General features: G+C 73.2%; 26 protein-coding genes. 9 read left to right on the top strand and 17 right to left on the bottom strand.

Going from position 1 to position 26,983, the window contains the following annotated elements:
• Window positions 1–104: 104 nt before the first annotated feature.
• The gene (locus ACN265_RS03505; protein ID WP_204926964.1) at window positions 105–272 is read left to right on the top strand and encodes a hypothetical protein; all 168 of its coding nucleotides are present in this window, start codon (window positions 105–107) and stop codon (window positions 270–272) included.
• A gap of 288 nt (window positions 273–560) precedes the next feature.
• On the opposite strand, the gene dapE is transcribed toward ACN265_RS03505, so the two are convergent.
• Window positions 561–1,634 (bottom strand): succinyl-diaminopimelate desuccinylase, encoded by a 1,074-nt coding sequence (gene dapE / locus ACN265_RS03500; RefSeq protein ID WP_204926765.1) that lies wholly within the window; start codon window positions 1,632–1,634, stop codon window positions 561–563.
• 81 nt (window positions 1,635–1,715) lie between these two features.
• On the opposite strand from dapE, the gene dapD reads away from it, so the two are divergent.
• Complete coding sequence (gene dapD / locus ACN265_RS03495; RefSeq protein WP_357929668.1) at window positions 1,716–2,672, top strand: 2,3,4,5-tetrahydropyridine-2,6-dicarboxylate N-succinyltransferase; 957 nt, start codon at window positions 1,716–1,718, stop codon at window positions 2,670–2,672.
• Between the two features lie 121 nt (window positions 2,673–2,793).
• On the opposite strand, the gene ACN265_RS03490 is transcribed toward dapD, so the two are convergent.
• Entirely contained in the window at window positions 2,794–6,135 is a 3,342-nt protein-coding gene (locus ACN265_RS03490) for a S8 family serine peptidase (protein ID WP_421406009.1), read from the bottom strand.
• A gap of 185 nt (window positions 6,136–6,320) precedes the next feature.
• Between ACN265_RS03490 and ACN265_RS03485 the strand changes: the two genes are divergently transcribed.
• Together ACN265_RS03485 and ACN265_RS03480 are read left to right on the top strand one after the other, a co-directional pair.
• On the top strand, window positions 6,321–6,878 hold the full coding sequence (locus ACN265_RS03485; protein ID WP_421406007.1) for a sugar O-acetyltransferase: 558 nt from the start codon (window positions 6,321–6,323) through the stop codon (window positions 6,876–6,878).
• 91 nt (window positions 6,879–6,969) lie between these two features.
• Complete coding sequence (locus tag ACN265_RS03480; protein ID WP_421406006.1) at window positions 6,970–9,537, top strand: hypothetical protein; 2,568 nt, start codon at window positions 6,970–6,972, stop codon at window positions 9,535–9,537.
• On the opposite strand, the gene ACN265_RS03475 is transcribed toward ACN265_RS03480, so the two are convergent.
• The 5 genes from ACN265_RS03475 to fdxA all read right to left on the bottom strand — a co-directional run bounded on the left by ACN265_RS03475 (window position 9,520) and on the right by fdxA (window position 13,403).
• Window positions 9,520–10,161 (bottom strand): nucleoside/nucleotide kinase family protein, encoded by a 642-nt coding sequence (locus ACN265_RS03475; protein WP_357929659.1) that lies wholly within the window; start codon window positions 10,159–10,161, stop codon window positions 9,520–9,522. The two genes, ACN265_RS03480 and ACN265_RS03475, sit on opposite strands and share 18 nt — an antisense overlap.
• A complete protein-coding gene (locus ACN265_RS03470; RefSeq protein ID WP_421406005.1) occupies window positions 10,161–10,799 on the bottom strand; it encodes an SIMPL domain-containing protein in 639 nt (212 codons plus the stop codon). The genes ACN265_RS03475 and ACN265_RS03470 overlap by 1 nt, the downstream gene beginning before the upstream one ends.
• Before the next feature lie 48 nt (window positions 10,800–10,847).
• Window positions 10,848–11,852: a prephenate dehydrogenase gene (locus ACN265_RS03465; protein WP_421406004.1), complete on the bottom strand. Its 1,005-nt coding sequence runs from the start codon at window positions 11,850–11,852 to the stop codon at window positions 10,848–10,850.
• Window positions 11,853–11,862: 10 nt separating this feature from the next.
• Complete coding sequence (dapC, locus tag ACN265_RS03460) at window positions 11,863–12,966, bottom strand: succinyldiaminopimelate transaminase (protein ID WP_421406003.1); 1,104 nt, start codon at window positions 12,964–12,966, stop codon at window positions 11,863–11,865.
• A gap of 110 nt (window positions 12,967–13,076) precedes the next feature.
• A complete protein-coding gene (gene fdxA / locus ACN265_RS03455) occupies window positions 13,077–13,403 on the bottom strand; it encodes a ferredoxin (RefSeq protein ID WP_007072862.1) in 327 nt (108 codons plus the stop codon).
• Window positions 13,404–13,482: 79 nt separating this feature from the next.
• Here fdxA and ACN265_RS03450 point away from each other — a divergent pair, with 79 nt between their 5' ends.
• Window positions 13,483–14,487: a GNAT family N-acetyltransferase gene (locus tag ACN265_RS03450; RefSeq protein ID WP_421406002.1), complete on the top strand. Its 1,005-nt coding sequence runs from the start codon at window positions 13,483–13,485 to the stop codon at window positions 14,485–14,487.
• 104 nt (window positions 14,488–14,591) lie between these two features.
• Here the strand turns inward: ACN265_RS03450 and ACN265_RS03445 are convergent, their stop codons facing one another.
• From ACN265_RS03445 to mshB, 3 genes are all read right to left on the bottom strand, one after another.
• Window positions 14,592–15,056, bottom strand: coding sequence for a hypothetical protein (locus ACN265_RS03445; RefSeq protein ID WP_420118116.1), 465 nt, complete (start codon window positions 15,054–15,056; stop codon window positions 14,592–14,594).
• A gap of 81 nt (window positions 15,057–15,137) precedes the next feature.
• Entirely contained in the window at window positions 15,138–15,581 is a 444-nt protein-coding gene (locus ACN265_RS03440) for a hypothetical protein (protein ID WP_420118117.1), read from the bottom strand.
• 17 nt (window positions 15,582–15,598) lie between these two features.
• A complete protein-coding gene (gene mshB, locus ACN265_RS03435; protein ID WP_421406000.1) occupies window positions 15,599–16,612 on the bottom strand; it encodes an N-acetyl-1-D-myo-inositol-2-amino-2-deoxy-alpha-D-glucopyranoside deacetylase in 1,014 nt (337 codons plus the stop codon).
• Between the two features lie 86 nt (window positions 16,613–16,698).
• Here mshB and ACN265_RS03430 point away from each other — a divergent pair, with 86 nt between their 5' ends.
• Window positions 16,699–18,843, top strand: coding sequence for a S9 family peptidase (locus tag ACN265_RS03430; protein ID WP_204926754.1), 2,145 nt, complete (start codon window positions 16,699–16,701; stop codon window positions 18,841–18,843).
• A gap of 124 nt (window positions 18,844–18,967) precedes the next feature.
• Here the strand turns inward: ACN265_RS03430 and ACN265_RS03425 are convergent, their stop codons facing one another.
• Complete coding sequence (locus tag ACN265_RS03425) at window positions 18,968–19,732, bottom strand: class I SAM-dependent methyltransferase (protein ID WP_421405998.1); 765 nt, start codon at window positions 19,730–19,732, stop codon at window positions 18,968–18,970.
• A 204-nt stretch (window positions 19,733–19,936) separates the two neighbouring features.
• On the opposite strand from ACN265_RS03425, the gene ACN265_RS03420 reads away from it, so the two are divergent.
• Complete coding sequence (locus ACN265_RS03420) at window positions 19,937–20,368, top strand: DUF5980 family protein (RefSeq protein WP_421405997.1); 432 nt, start codon at window positions 19,937–19,939, stop codon at window positions 20,366–20,368.
• Window positions 20,369–20,733: 365 nt separating this feature from the next.
• A complete protein-coding gene (locus tag ACN265_RS03415; RefSeq protein WP_421405996.1) occupies window positions 20,734–21,117 on the top strand; it encodes a hypothetical protein in 384 nt (127 codons plus the stop codon).
• Window positions 21,118–21,208: 91 nt separating this feature from the next.
• Here the strand turns inward: ACN265_RS03415 and ACN265_RS03410 are convergent, their stop codons facing one another.
• On the bottom strand, window positions 21,209–22,396 hold the full coding sequence (locus ACN265_RS03410) for a helix-turn-helix domain-containing protein (RefSeq protein ID WP_421405995.1): 1,188 nt from the start codon (window positions 22,394–22,396) through the stop codon (window positions 21,209–21,211).
• Window positions 22,386–22,592: a hypothetical protein gene (locus tag ACN265_RS03405; protein WP_421405994.1), complete on the bottom strand. Its 207-nt coding sequence runs from the start codon at window positions 22,590–22,592 to the stop codon at window positions 22,386–22,388. Before ACN265_RS03405 ends, ACN265_RS03410 begins: the two co-directional genes overlap by 11 nt.
• Window positions 22,593–22,704: 112 nt before the next feature.
• On the opposite strand from ACN265_RS03405, the gene ACN265_RS03400 reads away from it, so the two are divergent.
• On the top strand, window positions 22,705–23,448 hold the full coding sequence (locus tag ACN265_RS03400; RefSeq protein ID WP_421405993.1) for a helix-turn-helix domain-containing protein: 744 nt from the start codon (window positions 22,705–22,707) through the stop codon (window positions 23,446–23,448).
• A gap of 9 nt (window positions 23,449–23,457) precedes the next feature.
• On the opposite strand, the gene ACN265_RS03395 is transcribed toward ACN265_RS03400, so the two are convergent.
• The 4 genes from ACN265_RS03395 to ACN265_RS03380 form a co-directional block, all read right to left on the bottom strand.
• Window positions 23,458–23,700 (bottom strand): type II toxin-antitoxin system RelE family toxin, encoded by a 243-nt coding sequence (locus ACN265_RS03395; RefSeq protein WP_421411341.1) that lies wholly within the window; start codon window positions 23,698–23,700, stop codon window positions 23,458–23,460.
• 23 nt (window positions 23,701–23,723) lie between these two features.
• Complete coding sequence (locus ACN265_RS03390; RefSeq protein ID WP_420115625.1) at window positions 23,724–23,993, bottom strand: type II toxin-antitoxin system prevent-host-death family antitoxin; 270 nt, start codon at window positions 23,991–23,993, stop codon at window positions 23,724–23,726.
• Between the two features lie 137 nt (window positions 23,994–24,130).
• Window positions 24,131–25,873 carry an ABC transporter substrate-binding protein gene (locus ACN265_RS03385; RefSeq protein WP_421405992.1) on the bottom strand — a complete coding sequence of 581 codons (1,743 nt, stop codon included), beginning with the start codon at window positions 25,871–25,873 and terminating at the stop codon, window positions 24,131–24,133.
• A 118-nt stretch (window positions 25,874–25,991) separates the two neighbouring features.
• A complete protein-coding gene (locus ACN265_RS03380; RefSeq protein WP_420115627.1) occupies window positions 25,992–26,978 on the bottom strand; it encodes an ABC transporter permease in 987 nt (328 codons plus the stop codon).
• Window positions 26,979–26,983 lie beyond the last annotated feature (5 nt).

Genomic DNA, 26,983 nt, shown 5'->3' with positions numbered 1-26,983 from the left:
GCAGAAAAAGTTCGCGATCTTGGGCAACTAATTCTGTCGCCCGTACGTCTTACTATTCACATACCGGGTATGGCCCGGCGCGCGCCTTCGGGGGAGGAGCAAGCGTGATCAGCAGCAACGAACGGATGCGGATCCGTCGGCAGATGCAGCGAAGGATCAACGAGGTGGTGGCCGAGCGCCGCCGCGCCCGACAGTTGGAGGTGCCGGTGGAGCCGGCCGCTCCGTCCGTCGAGCCCACCGAGCCGGACAATCCCCGCCTCACCAGCGTCTGACCCGACCGGCCCGACCCGCGTCACCCGGCCGGAGCCCCGGCCCGCGCCACCCGACCGGCACGCCGCCTCACACCCCTGGCCGGCCCACGCTCCACCCGTACGCACCGAGGCCCCCGTGGTCCCCCGACCCCGGGGGCCTCACCACACCCACCCCAGCCCCGCCAACCCTCCGCCACGGCGCTGCCACACTCGGCGATCAAGAGGTTTGCGTCACGGGAGAGCGCTCTCGATGACGCAAACCTCTTGATCACCGGGGCGAACCCGGGGGCGCGGCCGGGGTGGGGGGAGTCAGGCGGGGGTCAGCCAGCGGTGGAGGGTGGCGGCGCCGTCGCGGATCTTGGTGAGTTCGACGTGTTCGTCCCTGTGGTGGGCGAGGTTGGGGTCGCCGGGACCGAAGTTCAGCGCGGGGATGCCCATCGCCGCGAACCGGGCCACGTCGGTCCAGCCCAGCTTGCCGATCGGGGCGGCGCCCACGGCCGCCAGGAACTCCTGGGCCACCGGCGCGTCGAGTCCCGGGGCAGCCCCGGCCGCCGCGTCGGTGATCGCCAGGTCGTAGCCGGCGAAGACCTCCCGCAGGTGCGCCTCGGCCGCCGCCGGGTCACGATCCGGGGCGTACCGGTAGTTGATCTCGATTTCGCAGCGGTCGGGAACGACGTTGCCGGCCACGCCGCCGTCGATCCGTACCGCGTTGAGGCCCTCGCGGTAGTCGCAGCCGTCGATGGTGACCCGCCGGGCCTGGTACTCGCCGAGGCGACGGAGCACCTCGCCCGCGCCGTGGATGGCGTTGACCCCGCGCCAGGAGCGGGCCACGTGGGCGCGTTCGCCCGGCACCGTGACGATCGCCCGCATGGTGCCCTGGCAGCCGGCCTCCACGATGCCGTACGTCGGTTCCAGCAGCACCGCGAAGTCGGCCCGCAGCCACTCCGGGTGGGCCTCGGCGACCAGGGTGAGCCCGTTGTACCGGGACTCGATCTCCTCGGCCTCGTAGAAGAAGTACGTCACGTCGTACCGGGGGTCGGGCAGGGTCACCGCCAGGTGCAGGGCGAAGGCCACCCCCGACTTCATGTCGGAGGTGCCGCAGCCGTACATCAGGTCCCCGCGCATGGTCGACGGGAAGTTGTCGTTGTGCGGCACCGTGTCCAGGTGCCCGGCGAGCACCACCCGGGAGGACCGGCCGAGATCCGTACGCGCCATCACGGTGTTGCCGTGCCGGAAGGTGCTCAGGTGCGGCACCCGGCGCAGCACCTCCTCGACGCAGTCGGCGATGGCCTTCTCGTCAAGGGAGACGGACTCGATGTCGACCAGGGCGCGGGTCAGCGCCACCGGATCGGCCAGGACCTCGGGGGTCAGCGGGTTCTCCATGATTCGCACGGTACCGTCCTGAACGGTGGGCGTGAGGGGTGAGCCCACCGGCCCCGCAGCCGCGAACGAGAGGGTAGAACAGTGACGTCCCAATCCGCCTGGGGTATCGGCCTGGCCACCGTGACCGCCGCCGAGCAGGTGCTCGACACCTGGTACCCGACCGGCAAGCTCGGTCTGGGTGAGCTGCCGCTGGTCCCCGGCGAGGACCAGGCCGACGTGCTGGACCTGCCGCCCGGCGCGATCGGCGAGCGGGCCCTGCCGGGCCTGCGTACGGTGCAGGTGGTCACCGTGATCGGCGCGCTGGACGAGCCGATCAAGGACGCCGCCGACGCGTACCTGCGGCTGCACCTGCTCTCCCACCGCCTGGTGCGGCCCAACGAGCTGAACCTCGACGGCATCTTCGGCAAACTGGCCAACGTCGCCTGGACCTCGGCCGGCCCGTGCCCGCCCGAGCGGGTGGACGAGCTGCGGGTGATCGAGCGGGCCGCCGGCCGTCACCTGGCCGTGTACGGGGTGGACAAGTTCCCGCGGATGACCGACTACGTGGTGCCCGCCGGGGTGCGGATCGCCGACGCGGACCGGGTCCGGCTCGGTGCCCACCTCGCCGCCGGCACCACCGTGATGCACGAGGGCTTCGTCAACTTCAACGCCGGCACGCTGGGCACCTCGATGGTCGAGGGCCGCATCGTGCAGGGCGTGGTGGTCGGTGACGGCTCCGACATCGGCGGCGGCGCGTCGATCATGGGCACCCTCTCCGGCGGCGGCACCGACCGGGTGCGCATCGGGGCACGGAGCCTGATCGGCGCGAACGCCGGGGTCGGCATCTCGCTCGGCGACGACTGCGTGGTCGAGGCCGGCTGCTACATCACCGCCGCCTCGAAGATCACCCTGCCGGACGGCCGGGTGGTGAAGGCCCGCGAGCTGTCCGGCGTCGACGGCCTGCTGTTCTGGCGCAACTCGGTGACCGGGGCGCTGGAGGCGAAGCCGCGCACCGGCCAGGGCATCACGCTCAACTCCGCCCTGCACGCCAACGACTGAGCCGCAACGACCGAGCCGCCCCGCACGCCGACGACCGGGCCGCCCGGCGGCGTGCGGGCCGCCGTCGGTGCGCGCACGGGTCCGGGCCCGCGACGAGACCGCCGCGGGCCCGGACGTCTGATCACCTCAGGCGGTACGCCTGGATGATCCGGGTGCTCGCGGTGTTGCCCTCGGTGTCCCGGGCGGTCGCCCGCAGGGACGCGTACCCGGCCCCCGTCGGGTGCTTGACCAGCGCCACCGTGCCCTGGCCCGGCACCTTCACCACGGTCGCCCGCCGCCAGGTCTTCCCCCCGTCGTACGACACGTCGACGCTGAGCTTCGCCAGCTTGGCGGTGCCGGCACCCGGCTGCCGCCGTACCTGCACGGGAACGGCGAAGACCTGCCCGGCCGGGGCGGTGTTGTCGACCCTCAGCTGCGGGGTGAACCGGATCTCCGACAGCGGCAGCGGCTTCGGCGTGTCACCGGCCACGTGCCCGGAGCGGAACGTCCAGCTCGCCTCCACCTCGGTGCCGAGGTCGGTGAGGCTCCGGTCGGCCGCGACGGTCAGCTTGTAGTCGCCGGCCGCCTTCGGCACGGTGAACTCGCCGTACCCCGGGTTGTCGGTCTCCTCCACCAGGGTGCCGTTGCGCCACAGCGCGGTACGGGCGCTGTCGGTCAGTGACCCGCCGGGGTGCCCGGCCGCGTCGGCGTGCAGCGCCACGCTCACCAGGATGGTGTCCTCGATCCGGGTGACGCCGTCCCCCGGCCAGCGCGGGGCGGGCAGGGACGGCCCGAGCGGCGCGGCCCCCCAGGTCTCGGTGACCCGCCGGCCGGCCTGGTACTTGGTGGGCGGACTCAGCAGGATCGCCTGGACGTCGATCCAGCCCGCCTCCGGGTCACGGACGCCGAAGTCCAGCTCGGACTCCCAGCGCATCCGCTTGGTGCTGTAGTGCTCGGTGCGCTGGCCGGGCAGGTCGGTGGGCAGGACGACCGCCCAGCCGCCGAGGTTGTAGCCGCTGTCCGGGAAGACCAGCCGTTCGGCTTCCATCTTCGGGTACGGGTCACGGAACTTGTGCACCACCGTGGCCAGGTCGCCCCGCCGGTAGTCGCGTACCAGGCCGCTGGGCAGCTTGCCCGGCACGACCTCGCCCAGCGCGTACAGGTAGGGGCTGGACTCGGCCTCCCGGTCGGCCCACTGGCTGTTGAAGGTGGCGACGAACTCGTCGGCCGACACCGCCTTGCCGAGTTGGCCGGTGGACAGCCCGTCGAAGGTGTCGAAGGAGACGATGCCGAAGCCGAAGCTGCCGTCGTCGGGCAGCAGGTAGTTGGCGCTGATGTCGACCAGGGCGACCTTGGCGTCGGCCTGCGGGACGGTCATCCGTACCGGCTTGGCCTTCCGCAGGTCGACGGTGACCGCGGTATCCCCGTCGACCACCAGTTCCGGCTGGGCGAGCATGCCCAGGCCGCCCGACTCCTCGTCCGGGCCCGGCTCGAAGAAGACGCTGCTCAGCCCGTACCTGCCCTTGGGGACCCGGAGTTCGACGATGCCGTCGGCCTCGAACACGTCGCGCACGTCGCCGTCGGTGAGGTCGACCAGGGCGGTCGAGTAGTCGCCGCCCGGCTTGCCGCTGCGGTCGAGGTGGGTGAGCGTGACGGTGTAGCTCTCCACCTCCCGGTGCACGGCCAGCGGGGTCACCGCGACGGTGCCGCCGGAGCGGGCCACCACCCGGCCGGTCCAGTAGCCGTCGACGCCGAGCCGGGTGTTCGCGGTGACGGTGGTCTCGGCCCGGCCGCCCGCCGGGACGGTGATCCGGTTGACGCCGAGGGTGAACATGCCGGCCGGCGCGGCGGCCCCGCCCGGTCCCTTCACCTCGACGGTCAGGTCGAGGGTGAGCGGCGTGGTGCCGCCGTTGTGCCAGGCGACGGTCCGGGTGATCGGGGCGTCGTCGCCGTGCGGCCACAGGGCCCGGCCGAACGAGACGCTGACCGGGTCGGTGGTGACCTGCTCGGTGATCGCCCGGGTCAGGTCCACCCGGCCGGCGCCCTGCTCGTAGGCGGTCTGCGTCGGGTGCGGCTTCGCGGCGGCCATCAGGGTCGCCTTGAGCTGCCCGGCCTTCCAGCCGGGGTGCTGCTGGGCGAGCAGCGCCACCGAGCCGGCCACGTGCGGGGTGGCCATCGAGGTGCCGGAGAGCGCGACGTACTTCGTGCCGACCGGGTCGCCGATCTGGCCGTCGGCGGAGCGGGCGGCCACGATGTCGACGCCGGGGGCGGTGATGTCGGGCTTGAGCGCGTCGTCGCCGACCCGGGGGCCCCGGCTGGAGAAGTCGGCGAGTTCGTCGTCCCGGTCGACCGCGCCGACGGCGAGCGCGGCGTCGGCGGTGGACGGCGAGCCGACCGAGCCGTCCGAGCCGTCGTTGCCGGCGGCGATGACGAAGAGGCTGCCGGTCTGGGCGGTCAGCGTCTGGACGGCCTCCTCCAGCGGGTCGACCTCGGGGGTGTCGCCGCCACCGAGGCTCATGTTGACCACGGCGGCCTTCTTCTCGGTGGTGGCCCACTGCATGCCGGCCAGGATCGCCGACTCGGCGCAGCCGAACTCCTCGCAGACCTTGCCGTCGAGCAGCGTGGCGTCCGGCGCGACGCCCCTGTACTTCCCGCCGGAGGCGGCACCGCTGCCGGCGATGGTGGAGGCGACGTGGGTGCCGTGCCCGACGATGTCCCGCTGGTCGGGCAGGTCGCTGAAGTTGCGGGCCTCGGTCACCTTGCCGGCGAGGTCCGGGTGGGTGGCGTCGATGCCGGTGTCCAGCACCGCGACGGTCACCCCCTTGCCGGTCCAGCCGGCCGCCCAGGCGGTGGGCGCGCCGATCTGGGGCACGCTGTGGTCGAGGGAGAGCGCCCGCCGACCGTCCAGCCAGATCCGCTCGACGCCCCCTGCCGCGTCGAGCCGGGCTCCGGCGTCGCCGCCGGTAAGCGTGGACCAGACCGCGCCGGTCGAGGACTTGCCGGCGGTCAGTGCCGCGCCCTGGATCGCCGGCAGGTCGCGGGTCACCCGGGTGCCCGGCAGCGCGGCCGCGCCGCGCCGGGCCTGCCCCTCGCGGTACGACACCAGCAGCGGCAGGTTGTCGCGGTGGGCGTCGTCGTAGCGGGCGGCGATCAGGCCGGTGACGTCGAACAGCCGCTTGTCGACCTGCCCGGAGCGCACCAGCGGCACCGCGTCGCGGGGCACCACGGAGAGGTGGCCGCGTTCGCGGCGGACCAGGAACTGCTGGTGTTCCCGGCCGACGCCGGGGCGCACGGCCGCGCCGCCGGTGCGGGTGACGGTGACCTGGTCCCCGGTGATCAGGGTGACGGTGCTGGAGCCGGCGGTCGGCGTGGCGGGCCGGGGCGCGGCGGGGCCGGCGGGCGCGGCGTGCGCGCCCGTCGCCGGCAGACCGAGGGCCAGGGCGAGCACCAGCCCGCCGGCCGCGGTTCTTCTGCTTCGGTGCAACGGAACCTCCTGCTGGGACGTTTACCTACATGAGCCATCGAGATGACCGGAGTCACATCGATGCCCCAGAATTACATACTCAGTATGTAAAAAGAAGTCCGAGGGATGACCGTCCGGACACATTGCCGAGACACGACCGACCCGATTCCACTCCGTCCGCCCGTCCGATCGGCGACGATCACCTGGTGACGTCCATGAGGGAACGCATGCTCGCCGGCGAGCCGTACGTCGCCGACGATCCCGAGATCGTCGCGGACCTCGACCGCGCCGCACGACTGGTCGAACGCTTCAACCGCAGCCCCGCCGACGACCCGCAGGGCCGGCTCGCCGCCCTGCGCGACCTGCTCGGCAGCGTCGGCGAGGACGCCTGGGTACGCCCACCACTGCACTGCGACTACGGCTGGCAGACCCACCTCGGGGACCGCAGCTTCGTCAACTTCAACGCCGTCCTGCTCGACGTCGCCCGGATCACCATCGGCGCGGACGTCCAGATCGGACCGAACGTGCAGCTGCTCACCGCCACCCACCCCGTCGAGGCCCGGGCCCGCAGGGACAAGTGGGAGGCCGCCCAACCGATCACCATCGGGGACAACGTCTGGCTCGGCGGCGGAGTGATCATCCTGGCCGGAGTGACCGTCGGGGAGAACACGGTGGTCGGCGCGGGCGCGGTGGTCACCCGCGACCTACCCCCCAACGTGGTCGCCGTGGGTAACCCCGCCCGGGTGATTCGCACCCTGCAATAACAGCTTGAGCTGCGAAAACACCGACGCAACCATAGGCGAACGGCAAATTCCGATGCACTCTGGGTAGTGACTTCGTCACCAGGGAGCACCGATGGCCGAGCGGGTACTCGAACTCCGGGTACACGGCGTGTCCAACACCCCGCCCGACCAGATCCTCGGCCTCGCCGACCCGACCGGCACCCGCCCGCCACCCCGGCTCGTCTCCGGCGGCGACGTCACCGGCTTCTACCGCGCCAGCGACTCCGGCCCCGACGACCCCGTCGTCGTCGAGGCGTACAGCTGGGGGCAGTTGACCTCCGGGGCGCGGACCGCGCGGGACGTCGAACGCGCCCTGTGGACGCTGCTGCTGCCGTTCACCCTGGCCAACGTCGCCCTGTACGCCCGACCCGGCATCCCGCCCGACCCGGACACCGAACGCTGGGGCAGCCGCTCCGGCATCACCGCCTGGCTGATCCGGCTGTTCTGCCTCAGCCTCACCGGCACCCTGGTGCTCGCCGCCACCGGTATCGGGGTCGACCTGATCGCCTGGCAGTGCGTCGACCAGGAGTGCCTGCGGCAACTGCCCGGCCCGTGGGAGTTCCTCGGCCGGGGCTGGTGGCGCGCGGACGCCCACGCGCTCGCCGTCGGCCTGCTGCTGCCGTTGGCGATGCTGCTGGTACTCGGCGTCGTCTCCTGGCGCACCTACCAGTACGAGGCCGAGATGCCCGCCGAACCCCGCCCCCCGGCGGGCGACGGGGAACACCCGGGCGAACCGGCGCCCGAGCCGGCCAACCCGTTGCAGGACCCCACCTTCTGGTGCGGGGAGGGGCAGCTTCGCCGGGCCGCCGTGCTGCACCTGTGCGTCGGCGCGGCGCTCGCCGCGGCGGTGCCCGTCGGCGCGGTGCTGGTGCTGGACCCGGCCCGGGGCGTCCGGGCCGTGGTCGCCGTCCCCACCGTCACCGCCCTGGTCACGGTCGTGGTGATCGCGGTGGTGGCAGTGGGCCGCCCCTGGCTGACCCGCCGCGGCGGGGCCGCCCCGCTCGGCCGGTGGAGCCTCGCCGTCGGGGTGCTCACCGGCTTCGCGCTGGCCGGCACCTTCACCCTCCTGCTGCTACCGGACGGCCCCGCCGGCACCCCGCTCGCGCAGTTCCGACCCCCGGCCGGCTGCACCCGCGACCCCGGCGGGGCCGGCTGCCGCGTCGACCACTCGCTGCCCGGCTACGACGGGCTGGTCGCCTGGCTCGCCGCCTACCAGGTGCTGCTGCTGATCGCCATCGGCACGGTCACCCGCTCCGGCCGCCGCGCGCTGCCCGTCCCCGGCACCGCCGCCGTGCTGCTGCCCCTCGGCACGGCCTGGCTCGACGGCCGGCTCCCCGGCGTCCCCGACGCCCCCGACGGGCTGCGGATCTGGATGCTCGCCGCCCCGGCCATCGCGCTCGCCGCAGCCGGACTACTGCTGCCCCGCACCGGCAACGACGCCAGCCAGCAACCGCTGGGTGTGCACACCGACGTCGCCTGGGGCGGACGCGGGGCCGCCGTGATCGCCGGCTTCGGCTGGATGATGGCCATCGCCTACTGCGCCGGCCTGCTCTACTGGGTCACCGACCGGCTCAACGGGGCCGCCTCACCCAGCGGGTTCTCCCCGATCGTGCCGCCCCTGCCGGTGATCTGGGCCGGGCTGGCCTTCACCGTCGCCACCGCCGCCCTGCTCGGCACGCTGATCCGCGCCGGGGTGCTCTTCCACCGGCTGCGCCGCGTCGAATACCACCGGCTCACCACCGCCGGGCAGGCCCTGTCCGCGCACGACCTGCGTCGCTGCCGGCACGTCAGCACCTTCCGCGCGCTGCACCGCCTGGTCGGCGAGCACGCGGTACGACTGGTCGGCTGCTACGCCACCATCGCGGCGGTACTGGTGACGCTGTCCTGCGTGGCGGCGCTGACCCGGACCCGCCCGGCACCGGCCGGCGCGTCGGGCTGGCCCGGGCTGGTGCACACCGCCGCCGACCTCGGCGACACCCTGCTGGGCTGGTTGCCGCTGGTGGTCGCCGGTCTCGGCATGCTCGTCTACCGCAACGACACCGTCCGGCGCAGCGTCGGGGTGCTCTGGGACGTCGGCACCTTCTGGCCGCGCGCCGCGCACCCGCTCGCCCCACCCAGCTACGCCGAACGCGCCGTCCCCGAGCTGCAGACCCGGATCGCCGGCCTGCTGGCGCTGACCGAGCGCGACCCCCGCCGGATGGACGGGGTGATCCTCTCCGGGCACAGCCAGGGCACGGTGATCTGCGCGGCGACCCTGCTCCAACTGCCGACCCGGTGGCGGCGACGGATCTGGTTCCTGTCGTACGGGTGCCAACTCACCCGGCTCTACGGGCGGGTCTTCCCCGCCTACTTCGGCCCGACCCGGCTCCGGGTGCTCGCCGACGCCCTGACCTGGCCCTCCGGCCACGTCGCGTGGACCAACTTCTGGCGGGACACCGACCCGCTCGGCTGGCAGGTCAACGCCGGGGAACGGGACGTGCCGGTGACCGACCCGGAGGCGCTGCACCCCAGCGGGGGCGAGGTCGCCGACCCGCCGATCCGCAACCACAGCGGCTACCCGGAGGCGTGGGAGTTCCACCAGGAACGGGCCCTGGTGGCCCGGCTGCTGCGGCGTACCGTCCCGTCACCCCGGGTCGGTTGACCGGATCACCAGGTCGGCCCGGTCGGCGGTGCCCGCCACCACGGCGGCGTTCGCCTCGTCGCTGCCGTACGCCCAGGCCTGCGCCGCCTCCGGCGACCGCCCGTACGCCACGTGCCGGGCCACCAGCCGGCGCAGCCGGGCCCCGGCGTCCAGGTCGAGGAACCACGCCTCGTGCAGCAGCGACCGCACCTCGTCCCAGGGCGGGTCGGCGAGCAGCAGGTAGTTGCCCTCGGTCACCACCAGCCGGACCGAGGGCGGCACCTCCACCGCCCCGGCCACCGCCTCCTCCAGGTCACGGCGGAACAGCGGCGCGTAGACGGCGGTCGGCTCCAGCCGGCGCAACCGGCGCAGCAACGACACGTACCCGTTGGCGTCGAAGGTGTCGACCGCGCCCTTACGGTCGGCCCGGCCCAACCGGACCAGCTCCGCCTGGGCGAGGTGGAAGCCGTCCATCGGCACCAGCCGGGCACTCGGGCCGACCGCCGCGACGATCCGCTCGGCCAGGGTGGACTTGCCCGCCCCGGGCGCGCCGGCGATGCCCAGCAGTTGCCGGGGGCCGGCGTCGGCGAGCGACCGGGCCCTGGCCACCAGGTCGTCGAGGGAGAACGGACGCGCCCCGGGCATCAGGTCAGGACCGGCTCGCTGATGGTGAACCGGGCCCGCACCACCGCGTGCACCGACTGCGGGCGGGGGTCCAGGTCCAGCTCCGGCGGTCCACCCTGGCGGGCCTGGCGGGCGAACATCGCCCCGCCCATGCCGGAGCCCTCGTCGGTGTCGGCCAGCTCCAACAGTGCGGTCACCCGCGCGCCGAGCGCCTCGGCGTACTCCCGGGCCCGGCGCAGCGCGTCGGCGATCGCCGCGTGCCGGGCCTCCCGGTGGGCCGGGCTGTCCGGGCGCAACGACCACCACGGGCCGGCCACCTCGACGTGGTCCTGCTCGGCCAGCCGCAGCATCAGCTCGGCCAGGGAACCGAAGTCGGTGACGGTGACCGTGGTGGAGACGCTGCCCAGGTAGCCGACGACCCGTTCGCCGGAACGGTTCGTCTCGGGACGGACCCGCAGCTCACCGGCCTCCCGGCGGTCGACTGCCGGCTCGTGCTCGTCGAGCAGCACCCGGACGGCGGCGGCCCGCTCGGCGAGCCGGGCCAGCGCGACCTGGCGGTCGCGTTCCCGGGCCGTCGCGGTGACCTCGAAGCGGGCCAGTTCGGGCGGCACCTCCCGGTACGCCTCACCGCGCACCGCCACCACCGGTCCGTCCGCCACGCACCCCACCCTAGCGGCGCGGCCGGCGTGCCGCCGGTAACCGCACGGTCAGGCCGGCCGCAGCCCGGTGTACGTCACCGTCCCCCGCGCCACCGCGCAGCCGGTCAGGTGCCCGCCGGACTCGCCGACCGACCGGACGAACGCCAACTCCCCGGCGGGGTCGGCGTCGAGGTCGAACGCCCGGCGGACGGGCTGTTCCCGGCCCGACCCGGCCGCCCGCACCGCGCCGGCCCGCTCGTAGTGGGCCACCAGCGTGGGCAGGTCCTCGTCGCGGACCGCCTCGGCGAGCGCGTCGAGCGTGGCCCGCACCTCGGCCAACTGCCGCAGCACCTGGTCCCGGTTGGCCAGCAGCATGGCGGCGGTCCGCCGGGCCGGGGTGGTCGCCACCCGGGTGCCGTCGCGGAAGCTGCCGGCCGCGAGCCGGACCACCGCGTCGCGCACCGTCGAGTCGGCGGCGGCCCCGGCCAGACCGCCGGCCAGCAGGTGCGGTACGTGCGAGGACAGCGCCACGACCCGGTCGTGCACCTGCGGTGACATCGGTACGACGTGCGCGCCGAAGACGTCGACCACCAGCCCGACCAGCGTCCGGAACGGCACCAGCCCGTCGGCGCTCGGGCAGAGCACCCAGGCCGCGTCGGCGAACAGGCCGGCCTGGGCGGCGGTGAGCCCGGCCCGTTCGGTGCCGGCCATCGGGTGCCCAGGGACGAACCGGCCGGTCAACCCGTGTGCCCCGGCGAAGCCGGCGACGGCCTCCTTGGTGCTGCCCACGTCGGTGACGATGCACCGGTCACCGGTCAGCCCCGCCACCGTGAGCAGGGTCTCCGGCAGGCTGGGCAGCGGGCCGGCGAGGAACACCACGTCCCGGTCGCGGACCGCGTCGCCGAGGTCGTCGGGGAAGTCGATCCCCCGGCGACGGCCCTCGGCCCGGGTCGCCGGGTCCGGGTCCCAGCCGGCCACCCGGACGCCCGCCTCGTGCAGGCGCAGCAGGATCGACCCGCCGATCAGGCCGGTGCCCACCACGGCGACCCGGAGCCGGCCGACGTCCTCACCCACCGCAGGCGTCCTACGGCTGGGCGAGCCGCTGCGCGACCGCCGCGACGTGCGCGTCGGACCCGGTGAGCGCCACCCGCACGTGCCGCTGCCCGGCCGGGCCGTAGAAGGCCCCGGCGGCGACCAGGATGCCCCGGCGGGCCAGCCAGTCGACGGTGTCCCAGCAGTCCTCGTCGCGGGTGAGCCAGAGGTAGAGGCCCGCCTCGGAGTGCTCCAGCCGGAACCCCGCCCCGGTGAACGCGGCGAGCAGCGTCTCCCGCCGGGCCCGGTAGCGTTCCCGCTGCTCGTCGGCGTGCGCCTGGTCGCCGAGCGCGGCCACCATGGCGGCCTGCACCGGCGCCGGGACGATCATGCCGGCGTGCTTGCGGATCTTCAGCAGCTCGGCGACGAGCGCCGGGTCACCGGCGACGAACCCGGCCCGGTAGCCGGCCAGGTTGGACCGCTTGGACAGCGAGTGCACCGCCAGCACCGAGTCGTACGAGCCACCGCAGACCTCCGGCGCGAGCACCGACACCGGGGCGGCGTCGGCAGTCCACCCCAGTGGGAGGTAGCACTCGTCGCTGGCCACCACGGCACCGCGCTCCCGCGCCCAGTCGACCACCTTGCGCAGGTGGGCGGCGGGCAGCACCCGACCGGTCGGGTTGCCGGGCGAGTTGACCCAGACCAGGCGTACCCGTGAGGTGGGGCCGACCGCGGTCAGCGCGTCGGCACGGACGACCGTGGCACCGGCCAGCCGGGCGCCGTCCTCGTATGTCGGATAGGCGATCGTGGGCACCACGACCACGTCGCCGGGGCCGATCCCGAGCAGGGTGGGCAGCCAGGCGACCAGTTCCTTGGAACCGATCGTCGGCAGCACCCCGAGCCCGTCGACACCGGCGGCGCAGGTGCGCGCCACCCAGCCGGCGACGGCCTGCCGCAGCGCCGGGGTGCCCGCTGTCAGCGGGTAACCCGGCGCGTCGGACGCGTCGGCCAGGGCCTGCCGGATCACCGGGGGCACCGGGTCGACAGGCGTGCCCATGGAGAGGTTGATCAGGCCGTCCGGGTGCGCCGCGGCCAGGGTGGCCGCGGCGTCCAGGGTGTCCCAGGTGAACTCGGGCAACCGGGCCGACACCGGCACGGGCCGACCCGGCGACGCCGGGGCGAGCCCGGCCGGGCGCTCCGGCGCGGCCCCGGCCGGTGCCGCTGCGGGCCCGGCCGGTACCCCCGGTGTCACGGCGGCGGGCCGGTTCAGTGGCCCTCGCCGCGCGGCGGCTGGCCGGCGACGAACGTCGCGTCCTTCTCCACCTTGCCGATCTTCGACGCACCGCCCGGCGAGCCCAGGTCCTCGAAGAACTCGTAGTTGGCGCCCGTGTAGTCCTTCCACTGCTCGGGGACGTCGTCCTCGTAGAAGATGGCCTCCACCGGGCAGACCGGCTCACAGGCACCACAGTCGACGCATTCGTCGGGGTGGATGTAGAGCATCCGGTTGCCCTCGTAAATGCAGTCGACCGGGCATTCCTCGATGCATGCCTTGTCGAGCACATCCACGCACGGCTCGGCGATGATGTAGGTCACCGGTCTTCTCCTCCGCAAGACTCGCCGCGATCACCCGCGACGCTAAGAGCCTAGTATCTCGCCGGGGAGGAGGTCGATCGTGCTCCGACAGCAGGATGTGGGACACCGGATCGTGGTTCGCCGCATTGTGGGGATTCGTGAGGGCCGGCCCCTCTTCTCGGACGCCCTCGGCGAGCTTGTCGAGCTGAGCGAGACCCATCTCACCATCGCCACCGCCCAGGGTCGGCTCCGGGTGCCGGTGGCCGAGGTGCACCGGGCCAAGCGGGTGCCGCCCACCCGCCGGCCGACCGCCTCGGCCGTGGTCGAGCTGGAACTCGCGGCCGACGAGGCGTGGCCCGCGCCGGTACGCGGCCGGCTCGGCGACTGGCTGCTGCGTTCCGCCGACGGCTGGACCGGACGCGCCAACTCGGCCCTGCCGGTGGGCGACCCGGACCGGCCGCTGCCGGCGGCGGTCGACGCCATCGAACGCTGGTACGCCGGACACGGCCAACCCGCCATGGTCAACACGCCGTTGCCGCTGGCCGTGCCGGTCGGCGCCGAACTGGACGCCCGGGGTTGGACCGCCCGTCCGCTGACCCTGGTCCAGACCGTCCCCGTGGCCACCCTGCTCTCCGACCCGCACCGCGTGTCCCAGGAGGGTGGCCCGGCCCCGGGCGGCGCGGACCGGGACGCTGACGGCCCGGCCGTGGTGCTCGACGTCGCGCCGTCCGAGGAGTGGCTCGCGGTCGCCGCCGGGCGCAAGGGCGGCCTGCCCGACTCCGCCCGGCACATCCTCACCGCCGTGGCCCGGGTCCGCTTCGCCCAGGTGTACGCCGACGGCACGCTGCTGGCGACGGGCCGGGGCACGGTCACCGGGCAGGGCCGCTGGCTGGGGCTCAGCCTGATCGAGGTGACCCCGTCGGCACGCCGGCAGGGGCTGGCCGCCCGGGTGGTCCGGGCCCTGGCCGCATGGGGCGCGGCCGAGGGGGCCACGCACGCCTTCCTGCAGGTGGAGCAGCGCAACACCGGGGCGGTGGCGCTCTACCGCAAGCTCGGCTTCACCACCCACCACACCTACCTGACCCGGGTCGCCCCGCCGGGCTGACCCGGGTCGGCCGCATGGCCGGGTGGGCCGAGGTTGCGGTATCCCATCGGTCCGGACACCGCTACCTACGCCCCGTTGAGTTGATCAAGCCCGGCGGGCGGCGGTCAGCGCCGGACCACCCGACGCGGCTTGCCCACGTTGCGCTCGGCGTACCGCCGCAGTTGCTGCGAGCGGTGGTCCCGGCCGAGCGTGATCAGCACCAGGTAGCCGAGCGCCACGCCGGCCGCCGCAGCGACGAGGTAGAGCCAGATCTGGGCGAAGAACAGCCCCGCACCCCCACCGAACGGATTGTTCCCGACCAGCAGCGGGCCGACGAGCACCGTCAGCAGCAGCGCCACGGCCACCGCGGCGGACACGTCGGCACCCCACCGCGCCGCCGGAACAGCCTTACCCCAGGTGAACACCACCCCGGCCAGGATCAGCCCGACCACGACGAACATGCCCAGCGAGACCCGGTCGGCGGCGGTGTCGTTCCCGTCGAAGCCGAGTTTGATGATCACCCGGGCCACCACGTTGACCGCGAACAGGGCCGCCGCGAGTACCCCGACCACCCGCCACCGCTGCGTCATCACACGCCTCCCGCCGTACCACCCGCCCCGTCGGCGGGTCTCCTGGCAGGAATATCTACCACCGCAGGCTGTGTGTCGTCATCACCCGTCGTGGCGGCGCGGCTGCGGGCTGAGCATCTGCCGGAACGCCATCACCGCGAACGTCATCGCCCCGGTGGTGATCATCGCCAGCCCGACCCAGTTGTCCCCGGCGACCAACAGGTCACCCTCGGCGGTCCGCACCGCCGCCACCGCCATCAACACGAACCACGGCAGCGCCGGCAACGCCACCGCCCACCTGCGGCCGACCGTGGCGTACGCGAACCAGCTCACCGCGATCGCCCCCAGGATGGTGACCACCACCGACACCCCGATCAGCTGCCCGCCGGCCCGGACGGTGGACAGCAGCAGCCCGATCACGGCGGTGAGCACCCCACCGACCACGGCGACCAGCCCACCGACCACCCGCAGCACGACGTCGAGCAGGTGGGCCGTCCAGCCGGGCGGCGGCGGGACGGCGGCGGTCTCCTCCTCGACGACCGGCATCGGCGTGGCGGGCAGGGTCACCGGAGCCCGGCCGTCGCCGTGGCCGCCGACGCGTCACCCGCCGCCGGGGCGTGCCGCTGCGGCGGGCGCGCCGCCGCGACCGGCCGTCCGGCCGCCGGGTCGGGCCGGTCGCCCGGCAGGTCCGCCGGGTCCGGGTCGATCCCGGCGAACAGGTCGCTCTCCCAGCCGTACCGGCCGGTGCCGGGGCCCTTCTCCCCCACCGCCAGCGTGAAGTACTCCACGCCCATGAACTCCGCGCCGAAGTTGCCGGCGATCGCGTACAACCAGGAGTTGGCCGGGATCTGGGTGGCGTGCGCCCGCATCGCCGCCTCCTTGGCGGCGTGCTGGTCGGTGCCGTCGATCCGGGCGGCGATCTGGTCGTCGGGGGTGCCGAACGGCAGGTCGTCGACGCTGTCGATGGCGGCGAAGGGGTTGTCCGACGACTCGGTGAAGTGGCTCATCCCGGCCTCCAGGACGCTACGCGGCATCGCCGTCCAGTAGACCTTGGCCGGGGCGATGCCCTCCGCGCCGGCCAGCTCGTGCGCGCGCATCGCCACCCGGTGCGCCTGGATGTGGTCCGGGTGCCCGTAGAAGCCGTTCGGATCGTAGGTGACCATGACCTGCGGGCGGACCTCCCGGATCACCGCCAGGAGCTGCCCGGCGGCCTCGTCGAGGTCGGCCGCCCAGAACGCCCGGGGGTGCCCGTTGGTGGGCATGCCCATCATCCCCGAGTCCCGGTAGCGGCCCGCGCCGCCGAGGAACCGGTGGTCGGTGACGCCGAGCGCGTCGCAGGCGGCGGCCAGTTCACCGATCCGGAACCCGCCGAGCTGGTCGGCCTCGGCGGCGGCGAGCTGCGCCAGCGCCGGCACGTGGATCTCGCCCTCCTCGCCGAGGGTGCAGGTCACCAGCGTGACGTGGGCCCCGGCAGCGGCATAGTGCGCCATCGTCGACCCGGTGCCGATGGACTCGTCGTCGGGGTGCGCGTGGACCAGCAGCAGGCGTCGGTCGGGCAGCGTCGTCACGACCGTCACTCTAACCGGCGGTCCCCGGGCCCCGGGGCGTACGCGTCCAGGCAGGTAGGCCACATCACGCCCGGCCCGGCTCTACGATCCGGGTTGTGGACTTTCCCGAGCTGGCCGCCCGTACCCGTCGGTTCAGCCACGGAGCGCCGCGCGCCGTTTCCGTGGCAGACGACGGTTCCCGGGTGGTCTTTCTCCGCTCGGGCGGCCCGGAGGATCCGGCCGACGCGCTCTGGGCGCTGGAGACCGCCTCCGCCGAGGAACGGCTGATCGCCGACCCGGCCATGCTGCTCGGCGAGGACGCCGACCCGACGGCGCTGGCCCCGGGCGAGCGGGCGTTGCGCGAACGTCGCCGGCTCACCGCCGCCGGCATCGGCTCGTACGCGCTGGACGGCGCGGGCCGGGTGGCGGTGTTCGCGCTGGCCGGCCGGTTGTTCCGGGCCGACCTGGTGCACGGCGACGTGATCGAGGTGACCACCGTCGGGCCGGTGATCGACCCCCGGCCCGACCCGACCGGGCAGCGGGTGGCGTACGTGACCGACGCCGCCGACGGGGTACGCCGGGGCGAGCTGCGGGTGGTCGCCCCGGACGGCACCGACTCCCTGCTGGCCGGTGAGGACGGCGGGGTGACCTGGGGGCTCGCCGAGCACGTCGCGGCGGAGGAGTTCGGCCGGTTCCGGGGCTACTGGTGGGCCCCGGACGGACGGATGGTGCTCGCCGCCCGGGTCGACGAGTCCCGGCTGCCCCGTTGGCACCTGCACGACCCGGCGGACCCGGCGACCCCGCCGACCACCGTCGCGTACCCCCGGGCGGGTGGGCCGAACGCCGAGGTCAGCCTGCACCTGCTCGACCTGGACGACGGCTGGGTCGACGTGCACTGGGACCGGGAGACCTACCCGTACCTGGCGTCGGTCGACTGGGCCGACGGCAACCCGCTGATCACCGTGCTGCGCCGGTCGCAGCAGCACGGCCTGGTGCTGGCGGTGGACCCGCGTACCGGGGAGACGCAGGTGCACGCCGAGCTGGCCGACCCGCGCTGGGTGGAGCCGATCCCGGGCACCCCGGCGCACCTTCCCGACGGCCGGGTGCTGGTCGGCGGCGAACTGGCCCACGACGGGTACGACGCCCGCTGCCTGTTCGCCGACGGCACCCTGCTCACCCCGCCCTCGCTGTACGTGCGGCGGGTGGTGGGCCGGCTGCCCTCCGGCCCCGGCCCGGCCGACCTGCTGGTGGAGGCGAGCGAGGGTGAACCGAGCCAACGGCACCTCTACCGGGTCCGTACGGCGATCGGTGGTGGGGTGGACGCCCGCCGGATGAGCAGCACCCCCGGCTGGCACACGGCGGCGGTCGGCGGGGACACCCTGGTCGTCGGCACCGCCTCGCTCGACGACGCGGGGACGACCTGGTCGGTGTGGCGCGGCGACGGCGAGGTGGCCCGGCTGCGGTCGCTGGCCGCCACCCCCTCCTCGGCACCCCGGCCGATGCTGGTCCGGGTGACCGACAGACGGTTACCGACGGCGGTGCTCTACCCGTCCGAGCACGTCAAGGGCACCCGGTTGCCGGTGCTGCTGGACGTCTACGGCGGCCCCGGCCACCAGGAGGTGGTGGCCGCCCGGTCAGCCTGGCTGGAACGGCAGTGGTGGGCGGACTCCGGGTTCGCCGTGGTCACCGTCGACAACCGGGGTACGCCGGGCGTGGCGCCGTCGTTCGAGAAGGCGATCCACCGGCGGGTGGCCGACGTGATCCTGACCGACCAGGTGGACGCGTTGACCGCGCTCGCCGGCAAGCACCCCGACCTGGACCTTGCGCGGGTGGCGATCCGGGGGTGGTCGTTCGGCGGCTGGCTGGCCGGGCTGGCGGTGCTGCGCCATCCGGAGCTGTTCCGGTGCGGCATCGCCGGTGCCCCGGTCAGCGACTGGACGCTGTACGACACCGCGTACACCGAGCGCTACCTCGGCCTGCCCGACGACGGCATCGACGTGTACGGGCACCACTCGCTGGTGGAGCTGGCGGCGGAGCCGCTGCATCCCGGCGAACCGGCCCGGCCGCTGCTGCTGGTGCACGGCATGGTCGACGACAACGTGGTGGCCGCGCACACGCTGCGGCTGTCGGCGGCGCTGCTGTCGACCGGCCGGCCGCACGCGGTGCTGCCGCTGACCGGGGCCACCCACATGGCGGCCGGAGGGCTGTCCGAACGCCTGCTCCGCCTGGAACTCGACTTCCTCCGCACCCACCTGGGCTGAGCCGTGGCGGGACCGTCCCGCCGGACCAGGTCGGGGGGTCGCCGGGCCGCCGGCCGGCCGGGTCAGCCGGCACCGGACCGCCGGCCGGGCGGGTCAGCCGGCACCGGACCGCCGGCCGGGCGGGTCAGCCGGCGGTGGGGCGGCGGGCCAGCAGGGCGAACGCGTTCGGCAGGCGGCCCCGGAAGGCCGCCGCGTCGACGTCGCCCATCCGCCAGAACGGCTCCGCGTACTCGTCGAGCTGCCGGATCTCCAGGCCGGCGGTGACCACGGCGGTGACGATCCGGCCGAGCGTCCACTGCCACATCACCGCCCCGTGGGCCGGGAAACTGTCGTCGGCGCACACGAACGAGCGGCCGAAGTAGCTGCGGTCGGGTCGGATGCGCGGCTCGTCGGGGTCCCAGGTCCACAGGTCGGTGGCCGGGTGACCGTCGTGGACGAACAGGTGGCCGCCGGGACGCAGCAGCCGGGCCATCTCCGCGGCCCAGGCGTCGATGTCGGGCATCCAGATCAACGCGCCCTTGCCGGTGTAGACGAGGTCGACGCAGCCGTCGCGCAGCGGCACGCCGGGGACCGTCCCGAGCAGGTAGTGACAGGCGGCACCGAGGTGATCGGCGCGCCCCCGTGCGCCGTGGATCGCGTGCTCGCTGTAGTCGACGCCGATCACCATCCGGGCACCGGCGTCGACCAGGGCGATGTCGTCCTGACCGTTGCCGCTCTGCGGATGGACCACCAGCGGTCGGGTCGCCAGGATGTCGCGCAGCAGCGCGCGTTCACTGGGGATGAGCGTGACGCCGGCCGCCGCCTGGGCCAGCATCTGGTCGTTGGCCCAGACCCGATCCTGGTGGGCCAGTTCCCACGCGGTCCGGTTGGCGCGCGACGTCGGGTCCATGCCCTGCACTCTCCCGACCGACCGACCGGCGGTCAATCGATTTGCATCTCTGCCTGACGGCCGGCGCGGGTGGCGACGCCGGCCCGGTCTCCGGACGCCGGGCGACAGTGACGGCCTTTCCGACGTTCTTCTCAGAACCCTCTGAAATCGCCCTGCCACTCTGGTCGGCGACCGCGTCATGCCGGAGAGAACAAGGAGCCGATGATGAAGTTTTCCCGCACGGCCCGCCGGATCACCGCACCCGTACTGGCCGCGATGCTGCTCGCCCTCGCCGGCGGCAGCCCGGCCGCGGCGTCGCCCGCCCCGGTCACCTCGTCGACCTGGACCCTGACGGACCTGCCGCAGCGGATCTGCGCCACCCCCGACGACCCGCGCGCCCTGTACTTCTTCGTCGTCCTCGACGGCACGTGGACGACGACGATCACCGCCGGCTACACCGGGATGCCCGCCGGCACCGAGGTCTACAGCCCGCAGAGCACCCCGCCCGGGTCCGGAGACGGCCACACCGTACAGATCCTGGCCGCGTTCCGCCTGCACAGCGCCCCGATCGGGCACTACGTCCCGCTCCTGCACGCCTCGGACGGCACCGTCACCCAGAGCGTCCCCGTCACCCTCGACATCCAGTCCTCCTGCTGAGAAACCCCACTTGATCAACTCAACATCACCGAAGTAGCGGTGTCAGCACCCCAACATCACCCCAAGGGCCCCTACTCACCCCGCCACGCCCCGCCCGCCTTGCCCCGGTGATCAAGAGGTTCGCGTCATCCTGCGGCCGGAATCCGACGCAAACCTCTTGATCACCCGGGGTCGGGTGGTGGACGAAGCGACTGAACGTCGGAACGGGGCTGCGGGAGAGGGCAGCTTCGATCACACTTTCGGAGGTCCCGCCCGCCCCGTACCCCGGAGACGACATGCAGCCGTTGTACGCGGAGCGGACCACGCGGCGTCGTCCCGGGTGGATGTGGGCCGGGGCTGCTGCTGGGCTGCTGCTCGCAGGGGGAATGTTCGTTGGCAACAGCACCAGGGCCCGCACCCCGGTCGCGGCGAACCGGCTGCCGAGGGAGACGTTCGTGGCCTCGGGCACGGTGCTGCTCGGCGACGGGGGGTCCTTCGTCACCGACGGTCATGGTGGCTGCGCCGGGACGGGCGACCACGCCGACGTCAGGGAGGGTGCCCAGGTGGTCATCTTCGCCGGCCTCGGATTCGCCGGTGGACGGTTGACCGACCCCCGCGCGCTCGCCGACGGCACCTGCCAGTTCCGGTTCACGGTGCCGGGGATTCCCGTCCGACAGGACAGCTACCTGTTGATGGTTGCCGACCAGGATTCCCGGCAGTACGTCGAGCAGGAACTGAAAAGCGCCCTGCTGGCCCTACGGGTCGACTGAACGCCGACCCACCACGCGACCCGGTCAGCAGCTCTTCGCTGCCCGGGTCGGGGCCGCCGCCGGGCGATCCGGCAGGCAGAACCGCTCCTCGTCAGAGCAGCCCGAGGCTGACGGCGAGCGGGGTGATCGTGGTGGGAGCGCGCGGGTCGCGGGCGAGTTGATCGACCACCTTCCGCACCATGGGCCGGTGCCGGACCTCGGCGGGCGCGACACGGTCGGCGCGGATCAGTGCCCGCGCCGCGCCGACCGGATCGCCGGTCAGCAGGTACCCGCGCGCCGCATCGACCATGTAGGCGGCCCGGTGCTCGACCGGCAGCCGGCGCCACCCGTCCCACCCGATCACCTCCTCGTGCCGGGCGACCGCCTGCGGGCCGTCGCCCAGTTCCACGGCGGCGGTGACCCGTCCCGCCTCGACGGCCGCCGGCCCAAACCCCGTCCGGTGATGGTCGTGACCGTCGCCCACCCGGGCGGCCATCTCGGTGGCCTCGTCCAACAGGCCGTCGGCCGCCCGATCGTCCCCCGTCCGCGCCGCGATCAACGCGGCCTGCACCAGCAGCGATCCCCACAACGACCACTCCTGCTGCGTACCACGGTCGGGATCGACCGGGGCGATCTGGTACGCGGCGGCCAGCATCACCGACCGCGCCCGTGCCACTGTCCGCAACACCTGACCGAGCTGCACCGCCGCGCCCGCCAGCAACACCCGGTCACCGGTGGCGGCGGACATCGCCCGATCGGCGGCCAACCAGGCGAGACTCCCCTCGTCCAGCTTCACCAGCAGCGCCGCCGTCACCCGGTACGCCTGCACCACCGCCACCCGGCCCGTCTTCGGGTCCCGCACGTGGGCACGATGCACCTCGGTCAACAGTCCCGGCAGCAACTCCACCAGGCGCGGATACCGGGCCTGCTGGTACGCCGCCCACGCGTGCCCCAGCGCCCGCTCCAGTCGGTCCGTCGACATCACTTCCCGGCCCGTCGCCCGACCAAGAGCCATCTCGTACGTCGACAGCGCCGCTCTGATCCGGGCGACGCCCGTATCGCGCGCGGCCACCTCGGCGGATTGGGCGTCCCGACCGAGCAGCGTCGCGGTGTCCACCCGCAGTACCGCCGCGACCTCGCGGATGGTCGACACCCGTTCCAGTGGGCGGATTCCACGCTCGACCTTGTCCACCCAGCTCTTCGACTTGCCGAGCCGGTCGGCGAAGGACTGCTGCGACAGCTTCCGCCGCACCCGCAGGTACGCCACCCGTCGACCGATCGGCAACGCGTCACCGCTCACCGCGCCACCGCCGATCCGGCACCGCCCGGGTCGTTTCCTCCACGGGTATCCGCTCCGCCTCGGCCTGCGCCAGAATCCGCTGCCGGGCCGCCTCCCGCTCGGCGGCGTCGATCTGCTCACCCCGGCTCGTCGCCGATACGTCGCCCCGACGTTCCATCGCCACCTCCGTCGACAACGCGGCGGCAGGTTCAGCCACCGCGTACTACATGGATTTGACGCTGGAATGTCGCCGCGCACGACGCCATAGGGAATGACAAAACGGTCATGCTGGGGACGACATTCGGGCGACATGACAGTACCGTGACGGTATGGCTGCCCCCAACATCGCACTGCGTGCCGTCCGGACCAGGATGCGCATGAGCCAGGATGACTTCGCCCGCGCGCTGCAGGCCGCCGGCCACCGTGCCGGCGAACCCAACGACGCCAACAAGCGGCTCGTCCAACGCTGGGAGTCCGGGATGACCGCCGCCCCTCGGCCGGTGTACGCCCGTGCGTTGGAGGTCGTCACCGGCCTGCCCATCACACTGCTCGGCTTCGCCACGTCCCCTGACGGTGACGCGGTCGACGACCAGCACGGCGGCGACGGCCTCACCTCGCCCATGTCCGACCTGGCCACCCCGACGCCCAGATCAGCCGCCGCGCACGGGTCACACGAGGGGGTGTGGCTCAGCCGCTATCAATACCACTCCAGCAGTCGCGGCGAATCCTTCGCCGGGCAGCACTTCGTGGTGGTGCTCCAGCACGGCGACCGGTTGACCGTGCGCAGCCTGCCCGGCTCGGCGGCATCGTCACTGTCGCTGGATCTCAGCGTGGACGGTGCCGTCGTCACCGGGACCTGGGTGGAGCAGACCGACCCCGCCGGCCACTACCGGGGAGCCCGCTACCACGGCGCCATCCAACTGCTGGTGGAGCCGACCGGTCGACGGATGGCCGGGAAGTGGGTCGGGTTCGGCAAGGACATGGACGTCAACACCGGCCCCTGGGAGCTGACCTTCCAGGACGCCTCGACCTCCAAGGCGACGCTCGACCGCTACAACACCCCGCCAGGGTAGGCACTGCGGTCAGAGCGTGTCGTAGACGTCGCTGCGGTGACCGAGGTGGACCACGAGGACGATCAACTCCTGATCGCGGACCGTGTAGACGATGCGATGGTTGCCGAGGATTCGGAGCAGCCCGGGATAGCCGGTGAGTGCCTTGACTTCAGCAGGGCGCGGCTCGGTGGCCAGTGCGGCGATAGCGGCGACCAGGCGCGCCTGCACGGGGCGGTCCAGTTTGCGCAGCAGCTTGGCGGCGGCGCGCTCGATGTGAACGGTGTAGGTCGGTGTGGTCACAGGCCCAACTCGCGGCGCAGTTCGGTCAGCGGAACGGGCGTGTCGCCTTCGTCGATGCGGGCCAGGGCCTCCCGGGCGGCAGCGACGTCGGCGGCATCCTCGGCGCGTTCGATCGCCTCGGCCAGCTCGGCGGGGACGATGGCGGCCAGTCGCTGCCCACGCCGGGTGACGTAGGTGATCCGCCCGGCGTAGTGGGCGCGGGAGACAACGTCCGCAAGACTGTCGCGGGCATCGGAGATCGGCAGTTCGGCGGCGGGCTCGCTCATGGCATCAATTGTACAACTCGTACGAGTCGTACGAGCCTTGACGGGCGCAGCCAACACCCCACAGCGTGCCCACGAGAGCCGACGGGCTCCCTTCCGATCGGCGTCGGGAGGGAGCCCGGTTCCGGCTCAGTGTGACGTCACTGCTTGACGTGGGCGTTGACGAAGGAGGGGTAGCCGAAGACGCTGGAGATGAACACCCCGCCCACCTTCGAGCCGTGCACCGTGTAGGCCACGTCCACGAAGAGCGGCACCACCGGGGCGTACTCGGTCATGATCCGCCGGTCGAGCTTGCCCCACTCGGGCCCCTGGTCGGCCGGGGGCATGGCCTGGATGCGGTCGATCTCGGCGTTGACCGCCGGGTCGTTGAAGTACGCCTGGTTGCTGTTGCCCTCGGCCTTGATCGTGCGGCCGTCGTAGAGCACCGGCAGGATCGACGCGCCGCTGGGCCAGTCGGCGGCCCAGTTGCCGATGTAGAGGTCCCACGGGTTGTTCTTCTTCTTGATCTCGTCGAGTTTCGCGTCGTCCGGGATGTTCCGCAGCGTGATCCTGAATCCGGCACGTTCCAGGTTGGCCTTGAGCTGGGTGCCCATCTGCTGCTCGGTGGTGTTGTCGGCCACCCCGAGAACCAGCTCCGGGGTCTTGCCGGCGAGCAGCTCCTTGGCCTTGTCGATGTCGCCGTTGGCACCGGCCGGGTAGGCATCGTACGCCTGGTAGCCGATGGTGGACGGCGGCATCAGGGTGGTCATCGGCTGGGCGACGGTCTGCCCGCCGAGCGCCTTGACCAGGCCGTCGCGGTCGATGGCGTAGTTGAGCGCCCGGCGGACGGCGAGGTCGGTGACCCGCTGGTTGTTGATGACGAGCTGGTTGGCGCTCGGCGTCGGCGACAGGACGCTGCGCGACTTGAGACCCCGGTCCTGGGCGACCCGGGCGACCAGCGAGGCGGGCACGTAGTTCCAGGCCAGCGCGCTCTGGTCGGTGCCGTTGTCGGCGATCACCCGGTTGACGGCCGCGTCGGCGGTCGGCCCGAAGGTCCAGACGAACTGGTCCGGGTACTGGTGGCGGACCGGGTCGGTGGCGGCGTCCCAGTGCGGGTTGCGGTCCAGGGTGAGCTGCACCCCGGCCTGGTTCTTGGCGATCTTGTACGGCCCGGAGGAGAACGGCCGCTGGTCCAGGTTGACGCCCGTGTCCTGGTCCGGCCGCAGCGGCGCGGTGGTCGGCAGCGAGACCGCGAACGGCAGGTCGCAGCGCGGCTTGGCGAACTCGAACCGCAGCGTCTTCGCATCCGGGGTGGTCAGCCCCGGCGGCAGCGACGTCTTGTTCTTCCGGAAGTCCCACTTCGTGTCGTACTGCGGGGTGTCGGCCAGCCACTCCTGGAGGTAGGTGGGGCCGCCGGTCAGGTCCGGGTCGAAGGAGCGGGCGATGCCGTACGCGATCTCCTTGGAGGTGATCGGGCTGCCGTCCTCGAACTTCACCCCGTCCTTGATGGTGAACTCCCAGACCCGGCAGTCGCTGTTCACGTTGTTGCCCGGGTTCTGCGCCAGGTCACCGACCAGGACCAGGCCACCGTTGCCGTCGTCCTTCCAGGTGGTCAGGTAGCGGGCGAACAGCGGGTTGGCCATCAGGCCGGCGAACGAGTACGTCCGCTGCGGGTCCAGGTGGGAGATGGGGGTCTCCCGGATGATGGTGAGGGTGCCGCCCCGGGTCGCCCCGTCGACCTCGGCGGCGGGGCCCTGGGAATCCTTCGGGTCGGTGGCGATCACCCCGGTCTGCTGCCGGTCGGTGTCCACGGTGGTGCCCTCGCCCGTGTTCTCCGAGCAGGCCCCCAACGCCACCACCAGGGCGATCGCCCCGCCGACGGCGGCTGCTGCGCGTGGTCGCATCTCCTACCTCCTCCACCCGGCCAGCGGCGGAGGTGACCGCCGACGTCCGGGATCGTCAAGAAGAAAAACTTCGGACTGTTTAGCAGATTGCGGTAACTTCCACCGTCCGACGGGCCGGTCAGCGCAACCGCACCCGGGGGTCGATCGCCGCGTACAGCAGGTCCACCAGTACGTTCGCCAGCACCACGAAGACCGCCGCGATCAGCACGGTCGCCATGATGGTGGGCAGGTCACCGGCGCGCACCGCGTCGACCGCCGTACGCCCCATGCCGTTGAGGCCGAAGGTCGTCTCGGTGATCACCGTGCCGCCGAGCGCACCGCCGACGTCCAGGCCAGCGATGGTCACCACCGGCGTGATCGCCGCGCGCAGCGCGTGCCGCCCGTACACGGTGCGTCTGGCCAGGCCCTTGGCCCGCGCGGTGCGGACGAAGTCCTCCGACAGCGTCTCCAGCATCTGCGCCCGGGACAGCCGGGCGTAGATCGCGGAGAACAGGAACGCCAGCGCCAGCCAGGCCAGCACCAGCCCGCCGGCCCACCGCAGCGGGTCGTCGGACAACGGCGTGTAGCTCGGCACCGGCAGCCAGTGCAGCGTGTAGACGAACACCAGCAGCAGCACCGCCCCCACGAAGTAGAGCTGCAACGATGCCCCGGCCAGCGAGAAGCCGATCGCCGCCCGGTCCAGCCAGGTGCCCCGGCGCAGCGCCGAGACCATGCCCAGACCCACCCCGAGCAGCAGCCACAGCACCGCCGCCGGGACGACGATGCTCAACGTCACCGGCAGCACCCGGGCGATGGTGTCGCTGACCGCCTCGTTGGACACGTACGACCAGCCCAGGCAGGGTGCGTCGCACCGGCCGCCCTGGGCGCTACCGAGATCCCGGCCGGTCACGATGCCCTTCATGTAGCCGGCGTACTGGCTGATCAGCGGGTCGCGCAGGCCCAGCTCCTGACGGACCCGCTCCAGCCGTTCCGGGTTGCAGTTCTTGGGGCACATGCCGGTGACCGGGTCGCGGGGCAGGGCGAAGAACATCAGGAAGCTGAGCACGCTGACCGCGAAGAGCGTCAACGCCGCCGAGAAGAGCCGCTTGACCAGGAACCGCGCCATCGCCG

The sequence above is a fragment of the Micromonospora sp. WMMD730 genome, from assembly GCF_049178955.1.
GTDB lineage: Bacteria > Actinomycetota > Actinomycetes > Mycobacteriales > Micromonosporaceae > Micromonospora > Micromonospora wenchangensis.
Note: the sequence above shows the minus strand (reverse complement) of the source record. Positions and strands in the feature narration are given on the sequence as shown.